Here is a 21,269-nt window from a genome sequence, read left to right as displayed (position 1 = left end):
CAGCGGCGCCGCGGGCCGCCGGGAGGGCGGTCGCAAAACGGCGCCGAGGTGGAAATCGGCCCCCGATCTGGCACCCTTAAGAGACTATGGTGCACCCGTTGGACAATACGACCCTGACCACGCCGCTCCCGCCGGTCGTCACCGAGCTGGGGGAGCTCTTCAGCGGAGCCGGCTATGAGCTTTCGCTGGTCGGGGGACCGGTCCGCGACCTCTTCCTTGGCCGGGTCTCCCCGGACCTTGACTTCACCACGAACGCCGATCCGGACCAGACGATCGCCGTCATCCGCGGCTGGGCGGACGCCTACTGGGAGATCGGGCGGGCCTTTGGCACCATCGGGTTGCGCCGGGGCTCCCATCAGATCGAGATCACCACCTACCGGGCCGATGCCTACGACCCGGGGTCCCGCAACCCGGCCGTGGCCTTCGGCTCGAGCCTCGAGGACGACCTGGTCCGGCGTGACTTCACGATCAACGCCATGGCCCTTACCCTTCCCGCAATGGAACTTGTCGACCCGTTCGGCGGAGTGAAGGACCTGCACGCGGGGATCCTGCGAACCCCCGGCACACCGTCGTCATCGTTCTCCGACGATCCGCTGAGGATGATGCGGGCGGCCCGCTTCGCCTCGCAGCTTGGAGTGAGCGTCGCCCCGGAGGTCGCCGAGGCGATGACGTCCATGGCGGAGCGGATCGGCATCATCTCCGCCGAGCGGATCCGGGACGAACTCATCAAACTGATCAACGGGCGCGATCCGGGGCGCGGCATCGACCTCCTCGTCGAGACCGGCCTGGCCGACCAGGTGCTTCCCGAGGTCTCCGCGCTGCGGCTTGAGATTGACGAACATCACCGGCACAAGGATGTTTACCGGCACTCGCTGACCGTCCTGGAGCAGGCATGCGCCTTGGAGACAGACGCCGACGGACCGGTTCCCGGGCCGGACTTCGTGCTGCGTTTCGCCGCCCTGCTCCATGACATTGGAAAGCCTGCCACCCGTAAGTTCGGACCCGGTAATGCCGTCAGCTTCCGCCACCACGACGCCGTGGGCGCCAAGCTTGCCGCCCGCCGCATGCGGGCCCTGCGCTTCGACAACGACACCATCAAGGCAGTTTCCCGCCTCGTGGAACTCCACATGCGGTTCTACGGCTACGGCGAGGCCGGCTGGACCGATTCGGCCGTCCGCCGGTATGTCACCGATGCCGGCCCGCTGCTGGAGCGGCTCCACCGGCTCGTGCGCTCGGATGTGACGACACGGAACCGCCGGCAGGTGGAACGGCTGGCCTTCGCCTATGACGATCTGGAGGCCCGCATCGCCGCGCTGGCCGAGCAGGAAGAACTCGCGATGATCCGTCCGGACCTGGACGGCGCCCAGATCATGGCCCTCCTCGGGATCGCGCCCGGTCCCGTCGTGGGGCGCGCCTACCGTTACCTGCTCGAGGAGCGCATGGAACACGGCCCGCTGGACCCCGCAACCGCCGAGGCCCGGCTCCGACACTGGTGGTCCAACCAACCCGAATCCGAGGAGAAATCATGAGCCCCCTTACAGGCGCAGCGCGGCCCGATCCGACGCCCGCCGGCACGCCGCTGCCACGGCTGTGGCTGCTGCGCCACGGTGAAACCGAATGGTCCCGGGACGGAAACTACACCGGCCTCACGGACCTGCCCCTCACGCCCTTCGGCGAGGAGCAGGCGCTGGAGGCCAAACGGCACCTCGCCGGTGTCGACTTCGACCTGGTGATGAGTTCCCCGCTCCAGCGCGCCGTCCGCACGGCGGAACTGGCCGGATTCCCCAACCCCGAGATCGTTCCGCACGCCCACGAGTGGGATTACGGGGACAACGAGGGCCGCAACAGTGCCCAGGTGCGCCGCGAAAACCCGGACTACCTCATCTGGAAGGACGGCGCCCCCAACGGGGAGACCCGGGAGCAGGTCGCGGAGCGGGCCGACCGCATTATTGCCCGCGTCCAGGCCGGCTGCCATACGCCCGCGGACCACGACCCCGACGCGACCCCCGTGCAGAATGCCCTGCTGGTGGCCCATGGACACTTCCTCCGCGTTGTGGCGGCCCGCTGGCTGGAGTTCGACCCGATCGAAGGGCGACGGTTCATCCTCGGCACGGCGGCCGTGTGCTCCCTGGGCTGGGATAAGCACACCCCCGCCATTGTTCAATGGAATCTCTAACCGGGAATTAATCCGAAACATTGTGAATTAATCGGTTCAACCCCCTATGCCGGCGCGTCCGCATGCGGTAGGTTATCTATTACGCCCCTGAACCTCCGGTGACATTCCGCCGGGAGGACCGGGCGCACGGCATTATCGGCGATCTTTCGGACAGGAGGTGGGGATTGTGACTATCACTTCGAGCGGCTTTCTGACCCGCGGACCCAATCCGACCTTCGTCATCCGCGGTCACTAGCCGCCTCTGGCGCTAACCGCGCCCTTCCGGGGTCCTCCCTCGGCCCACTACGGCGGCAGATGTCTCTCCGTTGATCTTTTCCGGCTTTTTGCCCTGCGCAATTTCGGCCGTCCTGTTAATTCACCTTGCCGAAGGATAATCGTGCCCAATTCCCAGTCCCTTTATGACCAATTACCCCTGAAATCACAATCGCCGGGTGCCGGACAATTCATTATGTCGGGATCGTTCACCGTCCTGCCCGCGGTGCCATCCGACGCCCTGGCTCCTGCTTCCGTCGAGCGCGGCCTCCCGTCCATGCCCGGATTCCACCGGAACCGCAGGGTGAGGCGGACCCTGAGGAAGCTGCGGCAGAAGGGCTCGGCCCTGCAGCGGATGCAGGGCCCCGAGGCGGGCTCCGCACGGGATAATGCGGACCGTTTCCTGCTGCCGCAGCACTTCATGTACATCCGGTGAGCACCGGCCTCCCGGCCGGAGGAATGTGGAGTCGCCCCAAGGCGTTGTATCGTTCAAGACGCGATGCCTGAGCGGACCATGGGGAGAGGAGGACGGATGCCCCCCGTGCGACGTGTGGCGATGTTGTCCCTCCATACCTCCCCCCTCGAGCAGCCGGGAGCCGGTGACGCCGGCGGCATGAACGTCTACGTGCGTTCCGTGGCGCTGGAATTGGCGCGGGTCGGGGTCGAAGTCGATATCTTCACCCGGGAGGCAGGCCAGGGGCGGCCTCCCGGGGAGGAGATGGCCGACGGCGTCCGGGTGCACCACCTGGCGGCCGGCCCGCCGCACCGCATCCCCAAGGAGGACCTTCCCCAGCTGACGGGAAGCTTCACGAAGGCCCTGACCGAGGTCGCCGGCGTCCTGGCCGGCGGGGGTGTCGACGTTCTCCACTCCCACTACTGGGTCTCCGGAACCGTCGGGCTGACCGTTGCCCGGAAGCTTAACCTTCCCCTCGTGCACTCGATGCACACGATGGCGAAGGTGAAGAACCTGCGGATGAAGAACCTCGGGACGGCCGAACCTCCGGTGCGGGTCAGCGGCGAGCAGGCCGTCGTCTCCGGTGCTGCCCGGCTGATTGCGAACACCTCGACGGAGGCCTCGGAACTGGAATCCCTCTACGGGGCGAATGCCGAGCGGATCGACGTGGTGGCCCCCGGGGTTGACCTCGCGACCTTCAACCCGGGTTCCCGCGAGGTCTCGCGCTCCCTCCTGCAGTTCCCGCCGCGGTCCTTCCATGTGGTGTTCGCCGGGCGGATCCAGAAACTCAAGGGCCCCCAGGTCCTGGTCGCCGCGGTGCGCGACCTGGTCGAGCGCCGCCCCGACATCCCCCTGACCGTAAGCATCCTCGGGTCCCGGAGCGGTTCGGACGCCCTGAAGCTCCAGCCGATGATCGACGACGCCGGACTGCACGGCACGGTGCGGCTGTACCCACCGGTCAAGGCGGCCCAGTTGGCCCACTGGTTCCGCGCCGCCGACGTCGTCGTGATGCCCTCCTTCAGCGAATCCTTCGGGCTCGTCGCCCTCGAGGCGCAGGCCTGCGGCACACCGGTCCTCGCCGCGAACGTCGGGGGGCTGCCGCAGGCCGTGAGCGACGGGCGGACAGGGCTGCTCGTCGAAGGGCACTCGGCGGCGGAATGGTCGGCCGGCCTGGAGCGGCTCTTCGACGACGAGGACTACCGGGCGGCCCTCGGCCGCGGCGCCGCGGTGCATGCGCTGGCCTTCGGCTGGCAGCGCACGGCGCTGCTCACCGCACAGAGCTACCGCACGGCCCTGGAGCGTTTCCGGTCGGTTGCCGCCCGGTGATCCGGCCGTCCTAGGATGGGACGGTGAACCGCGACGAACTTGCCAGCTACCTCGACTCAGTCCGCATCACCGGGGAGGTGGCCACTCCGCGGGAGAACAACCTCCGCCATATGCACCTGTTCCTTGAGGGCAACGAGCACCTCGAGTTCGGGGTGCGCACCACGCGCCGGTGGGCCTTCAACGAAGTATTCTCCCTGATGCATGAAAAGGTCGGCACCAGCGCGGACCCCTCCCACACCACCGGGCAGGACACCATCGACGCCGCCAAATGCGTTGCCGCGCTCGACCGGTTCGCCGACCGGCTGGGCCGCTCCGTCCGGGCCCGCGAACGCATCCTCTTCGCCACGGGCCACCCCGGCGGCCTCCTGCCGGTCCACGCCGCCCTCGCGGCCGCGGCGCAGCAGGCCGGTGCCGAAGTGATGGAGATCCGGCAGGGAATCCGGTTCCGGGAGGGCGATGTCCGCCAGGTGCTCGGGGTCCTCGCCTGGCACCAGCACGGAAACCTGATGCACACCCACTATCCCCAGCCGATGCGCCTGGTCCTCGACTCGCTGGCCGACGCCGGCATGCCCGCCCCGCAGCTCGTCGTCGCCGACCACGGCTGGGCCGGCGCCGCTGCCGCCGCGGGACTGCCCGCGCTCGGCTTCGCCGACTGCAACGACCCCGGCCTCTTCGTCTCCGAGGCCGAAGGCCAGCTCGAGGTGGCCGTGCCGCTTGACGACAACGTCCCGCCGGGACTGTATGTGCCACTTACGGAATATCTTCTGGCCCGGGCAGGGCTCGCCGGGGCGTTGGCCCTGCGCTGATAGGTTGGGGCGCATGAGCGACCTGGAAATTGCGCGCCGCGCCGCAATCCGACCGATCGATGAAATCGCCGATGCAGCGGGGGTTCCGCGCGAGGCCCTCGAACCCTACGGCCGGTTCAAGGCGAAGATCGACCCCGCCCGCCTCGGGGACCGGACCGGGAGCCCCGGGCGCGTTGTCCTTGTCAGCGCCATGAGCCCCACCCCCGCCGGCGAGGGGAAATCGACCTGCACCGTGGGGCTGGCCGATTCGCTCGCCCGGGCCGGACAGCGCGTCATGATCGCGCTGCGCGAGCCCTCCCTCGGCCCGGTGCTCGGCATGAAGGGCGGCGCCGCCGGCGGCGGCTATTCACAAGTGCTGCCCATGGATGAGATCAACCTCCACTTCACCGGGGACTTCCACGCCATCACCTCGGCGAACAACGCGCTTGCGGCGCTCGTCGACAACTCCATCCACCAGGGCAACCCGCTGAACATCGACCCCCGGCGGATCACCTTCCGGCGCGTCCTGGACATGAACGACCGCTCCCTGCGCAGCGTGGTGATCGGCCTCGGCGGCCCCGCGGAGGGAACGCCCCGGCAGGACGGCTTCGATATTACGGCCGCCTCCGAAATCATGGCGGTGTTCTGCCTCGCCACCGACCTCGAGGACCTTCGGGAGCGGCTCGCCCGCATCACCTTCGGCTACTCCTACGACCGCAAGCCGCTGACCGTTGCCCAGCTGGGCGTCGAGGGGGCACTGACCCTGCTCCTGAAGGACGCCTTCAAGCCCAACCTCGTCCAGACCATCGCCGGGACCCCGGCGCTCGTGCACGGCGGGCCGTTCGCCAATATCGCCCACGGCTGCAACTCCGTCGTCGCCACCCAGACCGCCCGGCGCCTCGCCGACATCGTGGTCACGGAGGCCGGGTTCGGCGCGGACCTCGGCGCGGAGAAGTTCCTCGACATCAAGGCCCGGGCGGCCGATGTCGCCCCCGATGCCGTCGTCATCGTCGCCACCATCCGCGCCCTGAAGATGCACGGCGGAGTGGACAAGGCGGACCTGCTGGAGCCGAACGTGCCGGCACTCGAGGCCGGCACCGCCAACCTGCTGCGGCACGTCCGCAATGTCGAGAAGTTCGGCTACCCGCCGGTCGTGGCGATCAATCGATTCGCGACGGACAGCGAGACCGAGCTGGACTGGCTGGTGCAATGGTGCGCCGCCAACGGCATCACTGCCGCCGTCGCCGACGTGTGGGGCCAGGGCGGTGGCGGACCCGGCGGCGACGAACTGGCCGCCGCGGTCCTTGCGGCCCTGGACCGCCCGGCGGACTTCCGGCACCTGTACGCCCTGGAGCTGCCGGTCGAGGAGAAGATCCGCACCATCGTGAAGGAGATCTACGGGGCCGACAATGTCGACTTCTCGGTGCCCGCGCTGCGCCGGCTCGCCGAGATCGAAGCCAACGGCTGGGGCGGCCTTCCGGTATGCATGGCCAAGACCCAGTATTCGTTCTCCGACGACGCCACCAAACTCGGAGCGCCGGAAGGGTTCACCGTCCATGTCCGCGAGCTGATCCCCAAGACCGGTGCCGGTTTCATCGTCGCCCTCACCGGTGCCATCATGACCATGCCCGGGCTGCCGAAAAACCCCGGGGCCCTCGGCATGGACGTCGACGCCGACGGCAACGCGGTGGGGCTCTTCTAAGCCCCTGCCCGCCGATCAGGCCCGATCGGTGGGCCTCTGCCGGGACCTGCCGCGCGGTCGGGTGTGCTTAGCGGACGGAAGCGTGCAGGCCGGGGTGTAACCGGCCGCGCCTTAAACGGTCCGGCCGCCTGCCTGAACCAGGAAGGCGGCCGGAGCTTGCCTTGGGACGGAGCCTAGCGCTCGATGTCCCCACGGATGAACGCCTCGACCTTTTCGTGGGCGATGTCGTCGGCGTACTGCTCCGGCGGGGACTTCATGAAGTAGCTCGACGCCGAGAGGATCGGCCCGCCAACTCCCCGGTCGAGGGCGATCTTCGCCGCCCGGATGGCGTCGATGATGACGCCGGCGGAGTTGGGGGAGTCCCAGACCTCGAGCTTGTATTCGAGCGACACCGGGGCGTCGCCGAAGTTGCGGCCCTCCAGGCGGACGAACGCCCATTTGCGGTCGTCGAGCCAGGCGACGTAGTCCGAGGGGCCGATGTGCACGTCGTCGGCGTGCAGTTCGGCCTTCACGTTGGAGGTCACGGCCTGGGTCTTGGAGATCTTCTTGGACTCGAGGCGGTCGCGCTCGAGCATGTTCTTGAAGTCCATGTTGCCGCCGACGTTCAGCTGGTACGTCCGGTCCAGGGTCACGCCGCGGTCTTCGAAGAGCTTCGCCATGACGCGGTGGGTGATCGTCGCGCCGATCTGGCTCTTGATGTCGTCCCCGACGATCGGCACGCCCGCGGCGGTGAACTTGTCGGCCCACTCCTTGGTCCCCGCGATGAAGACGGGCAGGGCGTTGACGAAGGCGACCCCCGCGTCGATGGCGCACTGGGCGTAGTACTTCGCGGCGTGCTCGGACCCGACCGGCAGGTAGCAGACCAGGACGTCGGCCTTGGTGGCCTTGAGCTGGCCCACGATGTCGACGGGCTCCTCGTCGGATTCGACGATGGTCTCGCGGTAGTACTTGCCCAGTCCGTCGAGGGTGTGGCCGCGCTGCACAATCACGCCCGTCGGAGGCACGTCGGCGATCTTGATCGTGTTGTTCTCGCTGGCGCCGATCGCTTCGGCGAGATCGAGCCCGACCTTCTTGCCGTCGACGTCGAACGCCGCGACGAACTGCACGTCGCTGACGTGGTACTTGCCGAATTCAACGTGCATCAACCCGGGGATCTTGCCCGAGGGATCCGCGTCCCGGTAGTAGTGCACACCCTGTACGAGGGAGGCGGCACAGTTACCGACACCAATGATTGCCACCCGGATGGGGTTAGTTCCCACGATTCTCCTCAAAAGCCCGCTGAAGTATAGTTGGCCCGTTCAGCCCCGCAATGGAGGATCGGGCAGAGTTTCCAGTCTACGTCCAATTGGACGTATGCCGGTTGGACTCTATCAACGTTGAAGCCCAACCGTTCACCGCCGCCAACCGGGGCGGCGCGCTCCCGGCCCGGTTGGGGCCGCTGGACCCCGTTCCGGATGCGTCCGGCGGCGTCCCGGTGGCGCGGCCGGCGGCTCGGGTAGGCTTGGGCGAGCACGGATTCCCAGCGAAAGAACCCACGTGAGCGCAGCTTCATTTCGATACGAAAAACTTGGTCCGGAGGACTTCGACAGGCTCATCGGCGGGTATCCCGACGTTGTCGTTCCGCTTGAGCAGACGCCCGCGTGGGCCGGGTTCGAGACCGTCCTGGGGCGCCGCCCCTACGGAATCTGGGCCTACTACGACGGCGCGGTCCTCGTCGCCGTTGCAAGCTACCTCCTCATCCAGCGCCGCCTGAGGACCTCCCTCGTGGTGGTCAACGGACCCGTGTGGTTCACGGAACGGACCCCGGCCGCCGAGCGCACGCTGATGACCACCGTCCTCGCGCAGTTCGAGGCCGACCCGGCCGTGGATCCACTGTATATCCGGATGCAGGTGGCGACCCCGCAGCCCCCTGCGGAGGGCCCCCTGGAGCACGGCTGGTTCGAGCGGGAGATCGTCGTCGACCTCACGCCGGAAGAGAAGGACCTGTTCCGGAGCTTCAAGCCCAACGCCCGCAACAGCATCCGCCGCGCCCAGAAATCCGGGGTCGAGGTCCGGAGTATTCCCCGCGAGCTATGGAGTTCCACCTTCCGTGAGGACCTCTTCCCCATCATGCGGGAGACCGCCGAGCGCGACGGGTTTGAGAGCTTCGCCTCCGACTACTACGAAACGCTCCTCACCGAACTGGGTGACTACCTCCGGCTGCTCGTGGCCTACCTCGACGGAAAGCCGGTGAGCTGGCTCATCACCAGCGAATACCGCGGCTCCGCCGTCTACTACTTCGCCGGAAGCACCCAGCAGGCGCGGAAGATTTTCGCCCCCTACCTCCTGCTCTGGGAAGCCTTCCGGGAGCTGCGGGCCGCGGGCAACCGCTCGTGCGCCCTCACGGGGATCGTCAGCGACAACTATCCGCAGCTCGCGAATGTCACGACGTTCAAGCGGAACTTCTCCAGGAACGTCGTGGTGGTGCCGACAACCTACGACCTCCCGGTGAAGCCGCTGCGCTACCGGGCCCTCGCCGCGGCCCTGCACGCCCGGCGGAGCCTGCCCGCACGGCTGGGTGCCGCCCGGACGGCCCTGGCCGCCGCGCGCCGCGCCGCCGCCACCGGCCTGCGGGCCGGGAAGCGCCCGACCGCCCAGCCCGAGGGTGATACCGGGAGCCGGCCGGCCTGACGAAAGTGGGAACCGATGGTTGATGTGGAGGTTGTGGGTTCCGGCCCCAACGGACTGGCGGCGGGCGTCGTGATGGCCCGGGCCGGGCTGCGCGTGCGCGTCCACGAGTCCGCAGCGACCATCGGTGGCGGATCGCGCACCCTGCCGCTGATGGAGGAGGGAACCGTCCACGACATCTGCTCGGCGGTCCACCCCATGGCGCTCGCCTCCAGGTTCTTCACCGCGTTCGAACTCAGCCGCCGTATCGGATTCGCCGTCCCGGAGGTGTCCTACGCCCATCCGCTCGACGGGGGAAGGGCGGGTATCGCCCACCGCAGCCTCGAACGGACGGTCGAAGGGCTGGGCGCGGACGGTCGGGCATACCGCCGGCTCATGCAGCCCCTCGTCGAGCACCAGGAGGGTGTCCTCGACCTGACCCTCAACCACCTGCTGCGGATCCCCCGGAACCCGTCAGCCGCCGCACGCCTCGCGGCGGCGGTGCTCGACCAGGGGTCTCCGGCCTGGAACCGGCGGTTCCGGGGCGAGGAGGCCCCGGCTATGCTCACCGGGGTGATGGCACACCCTGTGGGCCCGCTCCCCTCGCTCACGGCCGCGGGAGCCGGAATGGTGCTCGGCCTGCTCGCGCACACCGTCGGCTGGGCCATCCCCGTGGGCGGCTCGCAGGCGATCGTCGACGCGATGGCCCGGGACATCGAGGACCATGGCGGCCAAATCGTTCCAGGCTCCCGGGTGGAATCCCTCGCGGAGCTCGGCAACGCCCGTGCCGTCCTGCTCGACGTCGCCCCGCCCGCCCTCGCACGGCTGGCCCGCGGACGGCTTCCCGGGGGGTATGAGCGGGCACTGCGCAGGTTCCGCTTCGGCAACGCCGCCTGCAAGGTCGACTTCCTCCTCTCCGGCCCCGTGCCGTGGGCTCACCCGGAGGTGGCCCGGGCGGGCACCGTGCACCTCGGCGGGACCCGTGCCGAGGTCGCGGCGGCCGAAGCCGACGTTCAGGCCGGACGCCACCCGGAGCGCCCCTATGTCCTGATCTCCCAGCCTTCGCTTTTCGACCCCACCCGGGCGCCGTCGGGCCGGCACACCCTGTGGACCTACTGCCACGTGCCCCGCGGCTCCACGACGGACATGACCGAAGCCATCACGGCCCAGATCGAACGGTTCGCCCCCGGGTTCCGCGGCCTGATCGTCGACTCGCGGTCCTCGACGGCGGCACAACTCGAGGACTACAACGAGAACTACGTCGGCGGGGACTTCGGCTCGGGCGCGGTGGACCTGCGCCAGATGATCGTCCGCCCGGTCCTGGCCGCCCACCCGTGGGCCACCCCGCTGAAGGGCGTCTACCTCTGCTCCCAGTCGGCACCGCCCGGTCCGGGCGTGCACGGCATGGCGGGGTTCCACGCCGCGAAGCTTGCCCTGCGGCGCGAATTCGGGCTGGGCGTTCCGGACCTCGGGATCGGCTGAGGCCGGTCACCGGCCGCGGTCCAACACACTCGACAGGAGGCATTAGTGGACAAGTCCCAGCCCGGCAGCGACCCCTACCGGCTCGAACGGTTCGTCACCGCCCAGGACGCGGGCGGCACGTACGCCAGGGCCCTCTACGAGATCCGCGCCGGACTCAAGCAGAGCCACTGGATGTGGTTCGTCTTCCCCCAGATCCAGGGCCTCGGACGCAGCGCGACGGCCCGCGAATTCGCCATCTCCTCCCTGCACGAGGCCCAGGCCTATCTTGCCCACCCGGTTCTCGGGCCGAGGCTGCTCGAATGTGCCCGGGCTGCCGCGGCGCTGCCGGGGAACAGCGCCGAAGCCGTGTTCGGCGGCATCGACGCCACCAAGCTGCATTCAAGCGCCACCCTCTTCCACCGCGCCGCCCCGGAAGAGGGCGTCTTTTCCGAGCTCCTCGGGAAGTACTTCGGCTCCCGGCCCGACGCCGCCACCGACCAGCGCCTCTGACCCGCACCAGGCGCCCCTGGGTCGAAACGGCAGGACGGCAATCCACGGAAGGCGGCTCCAGGACGGCGGACCCGAGCCGCCGCCCGCGCGCTGCCCGCCTTTGCCCGGCCGGGGGTGGCCAAGGTAAGATCAATGTGGTTTCGACCACAATTTCATATGCCCTTGACCTGCAGCGGGAGAGTCCCGCCGCGAACGTCCACTCCGGCAGGCGCCGTAGGAGCAAATCCTCCCCAGGAATCTCTCAGGCCCAGTACCGCTGCGGTTAGGCAACTCTGGAAAGCAGTGCACCGGCCTTGAGGTCCGGGGGCGCTCACCGAAGGTGCAAGCAGGCGTAGAGCCCTGCGGAAACTCTCAGGTCCAAGACACAGAGCGGGGAGGAACTCGAAAAGGCACGCGCCGCCGGCGCTTGAACGTACGGAGTTTCCATGACCGCCCACGCCGATTTGGCTTCCACCTTCGCCGACCGCCATATCGGTCCGCGCACCTCCGACGCAGCGCAGATGCTGTCGGTCCTTGGATACCCCAGCATCGACAAGCTCGTCGACGTCGCCGTCCCCGCCAGCATCCGGTCAGCCAGGGCCCTGGACCTTCCGGCGGCGCTCAGCGAACCCGAGGTGCTCGCCCAGCTGCGCAGGATCGCCGGCCGCAACCGCACCGCGGTGCAGATGATCGGCCAGGGCTACTTCGACACCGTGACCCCTCCGGTGATCCGGCGCAACGTGCTCGAGTCGCCGGCCTGGTACACCGCGTACACGCCCTACCAGCCGGAAATCTCCCAGGGCCGCCTCGAGGCGCTCCTCAACTTCCAGACGATGGTCCAGGACCTCACCGCCCTCGATATCGCCAACGCCTCCCTGCTCGACGAAGCCTCGGCCGTCGCCGAAGCGGTGCTGCTCATGCGCCGTTCGGGCAGGAACAAGGCCGGACGCACTGTCATGGACGCCGACTGCCTCCCGCAGACCATTGCCGTGGTTCGAGGCCGCGCCGAGGCCCTCGGCTTCGAGGTCGAGATCGCCGACCTCTCCCAGGGCCTGCCCGAGGGTGACATCAACGGCGTCGTCCTCCAGCAGCCCGGAGCCTCCGGCGCCGTGCGCGACCACGCCGCGGTCATCGCCGCAGCGAAGGAGCGTGGAATCCTCGTCACCGTCGCCGCCGACCTCCTGGCCCTGACCCTCATCACCGCCCCCGGAGAGCAGGGAGCCGACATCGCCGTTGGCTCGGCCCAGCGCCTCGGGGTCCCGCTGTTCTTCGGCGGACCGCACGCCGCCTACATGGCCGTGCGGAAGGGCCTCGAGCGGATGCTGCCCGGCCGCCTCGTCGGGGTGTCCAAGGACGCCGACGGCGCCCCCGCCTACCGGCTGGCCCTCCAGACCCGCGAGCAGCACATCCGCCGGGAAAAGGCGACGTCCAACATCTGCACCGCGCAGGCGCTGCTGGCCATCACCGCCAGCATGTACGGGGTGTACCACGGCCCCGAGGGCCTTCGGGCGATCGCCGAGCGCACCCACCGGCACGCCGTCGACCTCGCCGGCCGGATCGCCGCCACCGGAGCGGAGATCGTCCACGACACCTTCTTCGACACCCTCCTGGTCCGCGTGCCCGGCCGGGCCGCCGAGCTTGCGGACCGGGCCGAGGAACTCGGCTACAACCTGCGCCGTGTCGACGCCGACCACCTCGGCATCTCCTGCGACGAGACGACCACGGACGGCCACGTCGCCGCCGTCGCCGGTGTTTTCGGCGGTGAAGCCGCCTCCGGCAGCACGGAGAGCCGCATCCCCGCCGGTCTGCGCCGCACCTCCTCCTACATGACCCACCCGGTGTTCTCCCTGCACCGGTCGGAAACGGCGATGCTGCGCTACCTGCGCCGCCTCTCCGACCGCGACCTCGCCCTGGACCGCACCATGATCCCGCTGGGCTCGTGCACCATGAAGCTCAATGCCACAGTGGAGATGGAGTCCATCTCCTGGCCCGAGTTCGCCTCCATCCACCCCTTCGCCCCCGCGGCCCAGACCGAGGGGTGGCGCGAACTCATCACCGACCTCGAGGAGCGCCTGGCCGAGATCACCGGCTACGCCAAGGTGTCCCTGCAGCCCAACGCGGGCTCGCAGGGTGAACTCGCGGGCCTGCTCGCGATCCGCGGCTACCACCGTTCCCGCGGGGACGAGAACCGCACGGTGTGCCTGATCCCCTCGTCCGCGCACGGCACCAACGCCGCCTCCGCCGTCCTGGCCGGCATGAAGGTGGTGGTCGTTGCGACCGCCGCCAACGGCAATATCGACCACGACGACCTCAAGGCCAAGATCGAGCAGCACGCCGAAAACCTTTCGGCGATTATGATCACCTACCCCTCCACGCACGGTGTCTTTGAGGAGGACGTGCGCTGGGTGTGCGAGCAGGTCCACGCGGCCGGCGGCCAGGTCTACATCGACGGCGCGAACCTCAACGCCCTCGTCGGGCTGGCCCGGCCCGGAGCGTTCGGCGGGGACGTCTCGCACCTGAACCTCCACAAGACCTTCTGCATCCCGCACGGCGGCGGCGGCCCCGGCGTCGGGCCCGTCGCCGTGGCCGAACACCTCATCGACTTCCTTCCGGGGGACGCGAACCGTGACATCGCCACCGACGAGGGTGCCGGCGGCGCCCCCATCTCGGCGTCGATGTACGGCTCGGCCGGAGTCCTTCCCATCTCCTGGGCCTACGTGGCCCTGATGGGCTCGGAGGGCCTGACCAGCGCGACGGCGCACGCCCTGCTCGCGGCGAACTACATCGCCGCCCGGCTCACCGAGCACTTCCCCGTCCTGTACACCGGGGCCCAGGGGCTGGTGGCGCACGAGTGCATCCTGGACCTGCGCCCGCTCACTGCGAAGACCGGGGTCACGGCCGAGGATGTCGCCAAGCGGCTCATCGACTACGGGTTCCATGCGCCCACGCTGTCCTTCCCGGTCGCGGGAACGCTCATGGTGGAGCCCACCGAATCCGAGAACCTTGCGGAGCTCGACCGGTTCATCGACGCCATGATCGCCATCAAGGGCGAGATCGACCGGGTCGCCGACGGCGAATGGAGCGTCGAGGAAAGCCCGCTGCGCCAGGCACCGCACACCGCGGCAACGCTCATCGGGGACGACTGGACCCAGTCCTACCCGCGCGAGCTCGCCGCCTACCCCCTGCGCTCCCTGCGGCACGACAAGTACTTCCCGCCCGTCCGGCGCATCGACGGCGCCCACGGCGACCGCAACCTGGTGTGCTCCTGCCCTCCCATCGAAGCCTTCGAGGACTAAACCCAATGCCCAAGCAGACTCCCCTGTACACCCGGCACGAAGCGCTCGGCGCCTCCTTCACCGACTTCGGCGGCTGGCAGATGCCGTTGAAGTACGGCAGCGAGCTGGAGGAACACCACACCGTGCGCCGCGCCGCCGGCCTGTTCGACCTCTCCCACATGGGCGAGGTCCTGGTCACCGGTGCCCAGGCCGCGGAGTTCCTCAACTACGCGCTGGTGGGCAACTTGGCCGTAATGCCGGTGGGGAAGGCGAAGTACTCCCTCATCTGCAACGCCGACGGCGGCGTCATCGACGACCTCATCACCTACCGCCTGGCCGAGGACCGCTTCCTCGTGGTTCCCAACGCCTCAAACGCCGATACCGTCGCCGGAGAGCTCCGGGACCGCGCCGCCAACTTCGACGCGGTGGTGGAGGACCAGTCCGAGACCACGGCACTGGTCGCGGTGCAGGGACCCAACGCCGAGGCGATCCTGCTCGCCATGGCGGCCCCCGGGGATGCCGAGGCCATCACGTCGCTGCGCTACTATGCCGCCGTCGAGGTCGAACTCGCCGGGGTGCCGGTCCTGCTGGCCCGCACCGGCTACACCGGTGAGGACGGCTTCGAGCTGGTCGTCGGCAACTCCTTCGCGGTCCGCGTGTGGGATGCGGCCCTCGAGGCCGGCGCCGGCCACGGCCTGATCCCCTGCGGCCTGGCCGCCCGCGACTCCCTCCGCCTGGAGGCCGGGATGCCGCTGTACGGAAACGAGCTCGGCCTGTCGACCAACCCCTTCGAGGCCGGCCTCGGCCCGGTGGTGAGCCTCAAGAAGACCGAGGACTTCGTGGGGCGCGCGGTCCTGGAGCCGCTGAAGGGCGCCGGCCCGGCACGCCGGCTGGTGGGCCTGCGGGGAACCGGCCGCCGCTCCGCGCGGGCCGGGTACGACGTGGTGGTGGACGGCGCGGCCGTCGGCACCGTGACGTCGGGGCTGCCGAGTCCCACCCTGGGCTATCCTGTGGCCCTTGCCTACGTCGATTCGGCCCTGGCGGAGCCCGGGACAGAGGTCCAGGTGGACCTGCGCGGCCGCCCGGAGTCCTTCACCGTGGTGGAGACACCGTTCTACAAGCGCGCCAAGTGACGCCGCGCAGCGGCCTCGTTGCACTAGGGGGACAGCAGTGACAATCAGTGCGTTCGACCTGTTCAAGATCGGCATCGGACCATCCAGTTCGCACACCGGCGGGCCGATGACCGCTGCGTTCCTGTTCACCGAGCTGCTCCGGCAGGAGGGCCTGCTGGAGCGGGTGGACCGGCTCCAGGTCGAGCTCTTCGGCTCGCTCGGCGTCACCGGCCACGGCCACGGGACGGTGAAGGCGATCCTGCTCGGGCTCGAGGGAAGCCAGCCCCACCTCGTCGACCCGGCCACCGCCGACGAGCGGGTCCGGCGCATCGGCGAGCTCAAGACGCTGCGGCTGGCGGGCGACCTGGTGATCGGCTTCGACCCGGAGCAGGACCTCATCCTGCACCGCCGCCAACGGCTCGAATATCACACCAACGGAATGCGTTTCCAGGCCTGGGACGGCGCCGGCGCTCTGCTCCGGCGGCGCGAATACTTCTCGGTGGGCGGCGGTTTCGTCCTCGACGAGGACCAGATCGGCGTCGAGACGCAGGCCGAACCAGAGGTCGTTGTACCCTTCCCCTTCAACACGGCGGATCAACTGCTCGAACTATGCAACAAGCAGAATATGTCCTTCTCGGAGGTGGTGCTGGCCAATGAGACGGCCGTCCGGAGCGAGGAGGAGGTCCGTGCCGGACTGCTCGAAATCTGGGCCGTCATGCAGGACACGATCCGCCGGGGCACCACCACCGGCGGCGTCCTCCCCGGCGGGCTCGCCGTCCGGCGCCGGGCCGCCCGACAGCTCGAGCTCCTGGAGAAGGCCAACGACCCCCACGACCGGCTGGGCACGATGGAATGGGTGACCCTGTTCGCGCTGGCGGTCAATGAGGAGAACGCCGCAGGCGGCCGTGTGGTCACCGCCCCCACCAACGGTGCCGCCGGGATCATTCCGGCCGTCCTGAAGTACTACGTCGACTTCGTGCCGGGCGCCAGCGACGACGGGGTGGTGCGCTTCCTGCTGGCCGCCACGGCCGTCGGGTCGCTGTTCAAGAAGAACGCCTCCATCTCGGGCGCGGAGGTGGGATGCCAGGGCGAGGTCGGATCCGCCTGCGCCATGGCGGCCGGCGCCCTGGCCGAGGTGCTCGGAGGCACCCCGGAACAGGTCGAGAACGCCGCGGAGATCGGGATCGAGCACAATCTCGGCCTGACCTGCGATCCGGTTGGGGGCCTCGTCCAGATCCCGTGCATCGAACGCAACGCGGTGGGCGCGATCAAGGCCATCACCGCCGCGCGGATGGCCGTGCGCGGCGACGGGCAGCACCACGTCTCCCTGGACATTGCCATCAAGACGATGCGCGATACCGGGGCGGACATGATGGACAAGTACAAGGAGACGGCGCGCGGCGGCCTCGCCCTGAACGTCGTGGAGTGCTGAGCGGGCGCCCCGCCTAGACGGCGGTTGGAACCGACTTGTTCCGCTGGGGGGCGAGCTCGACGACGATCGCGCGCAGCAGCCCCCGCAGCTCCTCGGATTCAAGGCCTTCGCCGGTCATCAGGGAGCGCTCGATGTCGCGGGCCTGGGTGAGGGCCCCGAGGCCCGCCGGCGTGATGGTGATGCGCTGGCTCCGGCGGTCCCGGGTGTCGCGGATCCGGGAGATGAAACCCTGGCGCTCCAGCTTCTCGAGCGTCTTGCCGATGGTCTGGGCCTGGACGTGCACGGCCAGGGCGAGACGCGCCCCGGTCATGGTGCCCTCCCGGGAGAGCACCCCCAGCGTCGTGTAGCCGGCGTGGGTGATGCCGATGTCAAGGAGTCGTTCATTCCACGCATGGTCCACCAGCCGGGCGGCGGTGGTGAGGAGGCGGCTTGTTGACCACTCGTTCAAATCAGGCATAGCACTACTTCTTCCAGATCCTAGTAACTCAGATATCTCCACTATGAACCTAAATCTTCAAGTTTTCCCTGTGATCCACCCAAAGCTTTGGACAAGGGCCGCGGGACGCCCGGAAGGAAAGGTTCAGGGCTGGTGCTCACCCGCCCCGGAACGGTGGCCCGCCAGGAAGGTCAGGATGGCCCCGGCGACTTCTCCCGGCGCACCGTACTGGGCGACGTGGGGCTGGCCGGGTATCTGAACGAGGGCGCCAAGGGGAGCGGCCTCGGCGAGTTCGCGGCACCAGGGCTCCCGGGCCACCGGATCCCGTGAACCGCGGATCACCAGGAGCGGACAATCCACCCCGCGCACGGCCTCCTCGAGGCGGTACTCCATCATGGGGCGCAGTTCCTTCAGGTACCAGCGCAGGCCGGTCCGCAGGTAATCGGTGACGACAATGAAGTTCGCCGAGGGCAGTTCCCGGAGGGAGTCGTGCGCCAGGGCCACCGCCTGCCGCCTGACCGACCGGCGCCGCCGGTCCACCACCGGCCCGATCAGCACGAGCCCGGCCACGCGGTCCGGGTCATGCAAGGCCGCGGCAGTGGCGATCTGTGCACCCATCGAATGTCCGACGAGCACGCAGGAGTCGACCCCGACCTCCGCCAGCAGTCCCAGCAGGACGGCCGCGTGATCCTCCACCGGGAGGGACGGGCCCGGCGAGGGGTTGGGACCGAACCCCGGAAGGTCAACCGAATAGGTGTCGGCGGCTGCGGTGAGCTCGGCGTGCAGACGGTCCAGGTAGCGGTGCGACATCCCGATGCCGTGGATCAGGACAAACGGCGGTTCGTTGCTCCCGGCCGGGCCGGGGGAGAAGTGGATCCTGAGGGTGAGGCCGCGCAGGCGCACCAGGGAGACAGTAGGAGAGACCATCCGCAGATTCTAACCGTGCCTTTTACCCGCAGAAGTTCAAGGAATCCTCAAGATCGAACAGCGGCTCCTCCAAATTTCTGGCAAGGTATTGCTATGCCCGGTATTCATGAACCACGCACCGCCCTCATCGTCGAGGACGACGAGGACATCCGGGAGCTGCTGGGCACGGCGCTGCGGCTGAAGGGATTTTCGATCCTCGAAGCGGCGACCGGGCACGAGGGCCTTGCCAAGGTGCGCGACCACAAGCCCGACCTGATCACGCTGGATCTCAACCTCCCCGACCTTGACGGGGTGGAGGTCTGCCGCCAGTCCAGGGCGATGAGCGACGCCTACATCGTGATGGTGACCGCCCGCCAGGACGAGATCGACCGCCTGCTGGGCCTGGAAACGGGCGCCGACGACTTCATCGGGAAACCGTTCAGCCCGCGCGAGTTCACCGCACGGGTCTCGGCCATGTTCCGCCGGCCCCGCACGGGCCCGGGAGCGGCCGGTAACGGCGGTGCACCGATGCTGCGCCACAACGGCCTCCTGATGGACGTGGAGGGCCGTACAGTGACCCTCGACGGTGAGGAGCTGGCGCTGACCAGGATCGAGTTCGACCTCCTCGAGGCCCTGCTCGACGGCGCGTCGCGCGTGTGGTCAAGGGAGGCGCTCCTGGACCGGGTGTGGGGGGACGGCTGGGCGCTGGACCACCACCTGGTCGAGGTGCACATCCGGAACCTCCGCCGGAAGCTCAGCGACGACACGAGCAATCCCCGCTTCATCCGGACCGTGCGCGGTGTGGGGTACCGGCTGATCCCGCTTTCGCCGGCGCGCTGACCGGCCCTACAGCAGGGTGTATTCGTCGAGGGCGTCGCGCAGCCCGGGTGCGCTTCCCCGCTCGTCGTCGATGCTCTTCCGCTCGCTCTTCACGAGGTCGGGCCGGTCGGTGACGATTCCGTCCACCGGCACCCGCAGGAACGATCGAATGGCGTCGGGGTCGTTCACGGTCCAGACCCACAGGTCCTTGCCCCGGCCACGGGCGAGGGCCGCGAGCTCCTCGGTGAAGAAGGACTGCTCGACGACGAGGAAATCGCCAGGTTCCCCCTCCAGGGTGCCCACGTTGGCGGCGACGGTGTACCCGACCCGCAGCCCGGGCCGTTTCTCCTCGAGCTCCTGGACCACCTCTCCGCTGAGGGAATGGTAGATGTGGTGGCCCGTGGCCCCGACGGAGTCGAGTTCCGCCAGGAGCCGGTCCACGACCACCGGTGACTCATGCCCGTGCAGCTTGAGCTCGATCAGGAGTTTCACGCCGAGTTCCTCGGCGCGCAGGACGTAGTCGATGAGGGAGACCATCGAGTCGCTGTAACCCCCGACGCTCACGGTGATCGACTCCGCTTCGGCGAGGGTCAGGTCGTAGGTGTTCACGTTGCGGCCGGAGACGATCCACAGATTCACGTCGTGGCTGAGGATGAAGCGCCCGTCCTTGGTTTCCTGGGCATCGATCTCGACGAAGTCGGGGCGGACCTCCGCGGCCGCCTCGAGGGCCCCGAGGGTGTTTTCCACGCCTCCCCCGACGAACCCGCGGTGGGCGATGACCTGGGTGGACCCGGAGTCCGCCGGGACGCTTCCCTCCGCCGGAAGGATCGAGGCCGACTGGACGACGGTCGCCCCCATCACCAGCAGCCCGAGGGCCATGAGGGCCACCCGCCGCCGGCCGGTGTGCCCCCGCCGGGGCGGGCGGGAGGTGTCCTGGTCCGGTGGAGGCGGAGCACCGGAGGGAAGGCCGGTCCGCCCGTTGTAGGCGGCCGTGAGGGCGTGGAGGATCACGACGAGCGCGAAGCTCAGGACCACCGCCGATCCCACATTGGCTATGCCGTAGCCGCCGGCAGCCACGGCGGGGGCGATCGGCGCGGCGAAGCGGTCGGCCAGGGAGGCGGCGAACACCACCGCTTCGGTGAGGGCCGTGGAGAGCGCGACGGCACCGGCTGCCACCAGACCGATCGCCGCGGCGATGCGCCACGACTGGCGGCGGGTCGCGGCCAGGCTGCCGGCAACGGCCCGCCCCGGTGTCTTCCCTTCGATCACCAGCAGCGGGAAGGTGAAGATCAGGCGGATGTTCACATACAGGAGCGCCGCGAGGCCCGCCCCGTACAGGGCCGCGCTCACCGGGGCCTTCAGCATCTCCCCGCTGATGAACAGCGGCACCGCGATGCCCCGGGTGACGGTGGAGAACAGGCCGAACCCGCCAAGCGGCATGACCAGTAGGACGTAGATGATCAGCAGCGGTGACTGGTAGTGCCCCACGGCCCGGATCGCCCGGGCCACATCATCAACCACCGGCCGCAGGAGCAGCGGCAGGCCCGACTGCTGGCGGTGCACCAGCACGATCAGGGTGACGAGCTGCAGGCTCACCACCGCGAGTGCGGCGACGACAAGGAGGATCATCAGGAGGAGCGCCCCGGGGTGGGCGAGGACCATCCCGAGGTTCTGGTCGCTGATCCGGGGCAGGCCCGACGCCGCCAGGACCAGGCGGAAGAGCGCCGACAGCGCCGGAAGGGCCAGCAGGATGGTCACGCCGTTGAGGACAAGGGAGGCCAGCTGAAGGGGAAGGAAACCCTTCAACGCCTCCGCCAGGGCCCTGCGCAGGGACGCCCGGAGGGGAAAGGGCGCCGACGGCACGCGCGCTTCGGGCGCGCCGCTGGAGCGCCCGATCCGCTTGGCCATGTACATCGTTTCGTCCTCCGGGCTTCCTGGAACTCCCCGGGGTGCCGGCGGAGCGGTCATCGAACCACTCTAGGCCCAAGCGGAGCACGG

17 protein-coding genes and 1 riboswitch are annotated in these 21,269 nt (G+C 69.0%); of the genes, 13 read left to right on the top strand and 4 right to left on the bottom strand.

Annotated elements, in window-relative coordinates:
- The first annotated feature begins 86 nt into the window (after positions 1-86).
- From ACX80W_RS07095 to ACX80W_RS07070, 6 genes are all read left to right on the top strand, one after another.
- Positions 87-1,529, top strand: a complete 1,443-nt coding sequence (locus tag ACX80W_RS07095; RefSeq protein ID WP_459281753.1) for a CCA tRNA nucleotidyltransferase — start codon at positions 87-89, stop codon at positions 1,527-1,529.
- A complete protein-coding gene (locus ACX80W_RS07090; protein ID WP_459281751.1) occupies positions 1,526-2,176 on the top strand; it encodes a histidine phosphatase family protein in 651 nt (216 codons plus the stop codon). The genes ACX80W_RS07095 and ACX80W_RS07090 overlap by 4 nt, the downstream gene beginning before the upstream one ends.
- Positions 2,177-2,624: 448 nt before the next feature.
- On the top strand, positions 2,625-2,864 hold the full coding sequence (locus ACX80W_RS07085) for a hypothetical protein (protein ID WP_459281749.1): 240 nt from the start codon (positions 2,625-2,627) through the stop codon (positions 2,862-2,864).
- A 96-nt stretch (positions 2,865-2,960) separates the two neighbouring features.
- Positions 2,961-4,208, top strand: coding sequence for a D-inositol-3-phosphate glycosyltransferase (gene mshA, locus ACX80W_RS07080; protein ID WP_459281747.1), 1,248 nt, complete (start codon positions 2,961-2,963; stop codon positions 4,206-4,208).
- Between the two features lie 23 nt (positions 4,209-4,231).
- Positions 4,232-5,014 carry a phosphatase gene (locus ACX80W_RS07075; RefSeq protein ID WP_459281745.1) on the top strand — a complete coding sequence of 261 codons (783 nt, stop codon included), beginning with the start codon at positions 4,232-4,234 and terminating at the stop codon, positions 5,012-5,014.
- Between the two features lie 13 nt (positions 5,015-5,027).
- Positions 5,028-6,695 carry a formate--tetrahydrofolate ligase gene (locus ACX80W_RS07070; protein WP_459281743.1) on the top strand — a complete coding sequence of 556 codons (1,668 nt, stop codon included), beginning with the start codon at positions 5,028-5,030 and terminating at the stop codon, positions 6,693-6,695.
- A gap of 173 nt (positions 6,696-6,868) precedes the next feature.
- On the opposite strand, the gene ACX80W_RS07065 is transcribed toward ACX80W_RS07070, so the two are convergent.
- Entirely contained in the window at positions 6,869-7,954 is a 1,086-nt protein-coding gene (locus ACX80W_RS07065) for an inositol-3-phosphate synthase (protein ID WP_459281741.1), read from the bottom strand.
- A 277-nt stretch (positions 7,955-8,231) separates the two neighbouring features.
- Between ACX80W_RS07065 and ACX80W_RS07060 the strand changes: the two genes are divergently transcribed.
- The 6 genes from ACX80W_RS07060 (at position 8,232) to ACX80W_RS07035 (ending at position 17,110) form a co-directional block, all read left to right on the top strand.
- Positions 8,232-9,365, top strand: a complete 1,134-nt coding sequence (locus ACX80W_RS07060; RefSeq protein ID WP_459281739.1) for a lipid II:glycine glycyltransferase FemX — start codon at positions 8,232-8,234, stop codon at positions 9,363-9,365.
- Between the two features lie 15 nt (positions 9,366-9,380).
- Positions 9,381-10,823: a phytoene desaturase family protein gene (locus tag ACX80W_RS07055; protein WP_459281737.1), complete on the top strand. Its 1,443-nt coding sequence runs from the start codon at positions 9,381-9,383 to the stop codon at positions 10,821-10,823.
- 45 nt (positions 10,824-10,868) lie between these two features.
- Complete coding sequence (locus ACX80W_RS07050; protein WP_459281735.1) at positions 10,869-11,312, top strand: DUF1810 domain-containing protein; 444 nt, start codon at positions 10,869-10,871, stop codon at positions 11,310-11,312.
- Between the two features lie 163 nt (positions 11,313-11,475).
- Positions 11,476-11,578: riboswitch (glycine riboswitch) on the top strand.
- 159 nt (positions 11,579-11,737) lie between these two features.
- Positions 11,738-14,587, top strand: coding sequence for an aminomethyl-transferring glycine dehydrogenase (gene gcvP / locus ACX80W_RS07045; protein ID WP_459281734.1), 2,850 nt, complete (start codon positions 11,738-11,740; stop codon positions 14,585-14,587).
- Positions 14,588-14,592: 5 nt separating this feature from the next.
- Positions 14,593-15,699, top strand: a complete 1,107-nt coding sequence (gcvT, locus tag ACX80W_RS07040; RefSeq protein WP_459281733.1) for a glycine cleavage system aminomethyltransferase GcvT — start codon at positions 14,593-14,595, stop codon at positions 15,697-15,699.
- A gap of 37 nt (positions 15,700-15,736) precedes the next feature.
- Complete coding sequence (locus ACX80W_RS07035; protein WP_459281731.1) at positions 15,737-17,110, top strand: L-serine ammonia-lyase; 1,374 nt, start codon at positions 15,737-15,739, stop codon at positions 17,108-17,110.
- Between the two features lie 13 nt (positions 17,111-17,123).
- On the opposite strand, the gene ACX80W_RS07030 is transcribed toward ACX80W_RS07035, so the two are convergent.
- The gene (locus ACX80W_RS07030) at positions 17,124-17,567 is read right to left on the bottom strand and encodes a MarR family winged helix-turn-helix transcriptional regulator (protein WP_459281730.1); all 444 of its coding nucleotides are present in this window, start codon (positions 17,565-17,567) and stop codon (positions 17,124-17,126) included.
- Positions 17,568-17,690: 123 nt separating this feature from the next.
- A complete protein-coding gene (locus ACX80W_RS07025; RefSeq protein WP_459281728.1) occupies positions 17,691-18,473 on the bottom strand; it encodes an alpha/beta fold hydrolase in 783 nt (260 codons plus the stop codon).
- A gap of 93 nt (positions 18,474-18,566) precedes the next feature.
- Here ACX80W_RS07025 and ACX80W_RS07020 point away from each other — a divergent pair, with 93 nt between their 5' ends.
- Positions 18,567-19,292 (top strand): response regulator, encoded by a 726-nt coding sequence (locus tag ACX80W_RS07020; RefSeq protein ID WP_459281727.1) that lies wholly within the window; start codon positions 18,567-18,569, stop codon positions 19,290-19,292.
- 6 nt (positions 19,293-19,298) lie between these two features.
- On the opposite strand, the gene ACX80W_RS07015 is transcribed toward ACX80W_RS07020, so the two are convergent.
- A complete protein-coding gene (locus ACX80W_RS07015; protein WP_459281725.1) occupies positions 19,299-21,239 on the bottom strand; it encodes a glycerophosphoryl diester phosphodiesterase membrane domain-containing protein in 1,941 nt (646 codons plus the stop codon).
- Between the last annotated feature and the right edge of the window lie 30 nt (positions 21,240-21,269).

It is taken from the genome of Arthrobacter melezitosi, from assembly GCF_054511055.1.
The sequence above is the reverse complement of the archived record's forward strand: the minus strand, read 5'-3'. Positions and strand labels throughout refer to the sequence as shown.

Excerpts from the sequence above, each read along its gene's own strand:
- ACX80W_RS07095 (WP_459281753.1), top strand. The coding sequence starts at position 87 with ATGGTGCACCCGTTGGACAATACGACCCTGACCACGCCGCTCCCGCCG.
- ACX80W_RS07090 (WP_459281751.1), top strand. The coding sequence starts at position 1,526 with ATGAGCCCCCTTACAGGCGCAGCGCGGCCCGATCCGACGCCCGCCGGC.
- ACX80W_RS07085 (WP_459281749.1), top strand. The coding sequence starts at position 2,625 with ATGTCGGGATCGTTCACCGTCCTGCCCGCGGTGCCATCCGACGCCCTG.
- mshA (WP_459281747.1), top strand. The coding sequence starts at position 2,961 with ATGCCCCCCGTGCGACGTGTGGCGATGTTGTCCCTCCATACCTCCCCC.
- ACX80W_RS07070 (WP_459281743.1), top strand. The coding sequence starts at position 5,028 with ATGAGCGACCTGGAAATTGCGCGCCGCGCCGCAATCCGACCGATCGAT.
- ACX80W_RS07055 (WP_459281737.1), top strand. The coding sequence starts at position 9,381 with ATGGTTGATGTGGAGGTTGTGGGTTCCGGCCCCAACGGACTGGCGGCG.
- gcvP (WP_459281734.1), top strand. The coding sequence starts at position 11,738 with ATGACCGCCCACGCCGATTTGGCTTCCACCTTCGCCGACCGCCATATC.
- gcvT (WP_459281733.1), top strand. The coding sequence starts at position 14,593 with ATGCCCAAGCAGACTCCCCTGTACACCCGGCACGAAGCGCTCGGCGCC.
- ACX80W_RS07030 (WP_459281730.1), bottom strand. The coding sequence starts at position 17,567 with ATGCCTGATTTGAACGAGTGGTCAACAAGCCGCCTCCTCACCACCGCC.
- ACX80W_RS07025 (WP_459281728.1), bottom strand. The coding sequence starts at position 18,473 with ATGGTCTCTCCTACTGTCTCCCTGGTGCGCCTGCGCGGCCTCACCCTC.
- ACX80W_RS07020 (WP_459281727.1), top strand. The coding sequence starts at position 18,567 with ATGCCCGGTATTCATGAACCACGCACCGCCCTCATCGTCGAGGACGAC.
- ACX80W_RS07015 (WP_459281725.1), bottom strand. The coding sequence starts at position 21,239 with ATGACCGCTCCGCCGGCACCCCGGGGAGTTCCAGGAAGCCCGGAGGAC.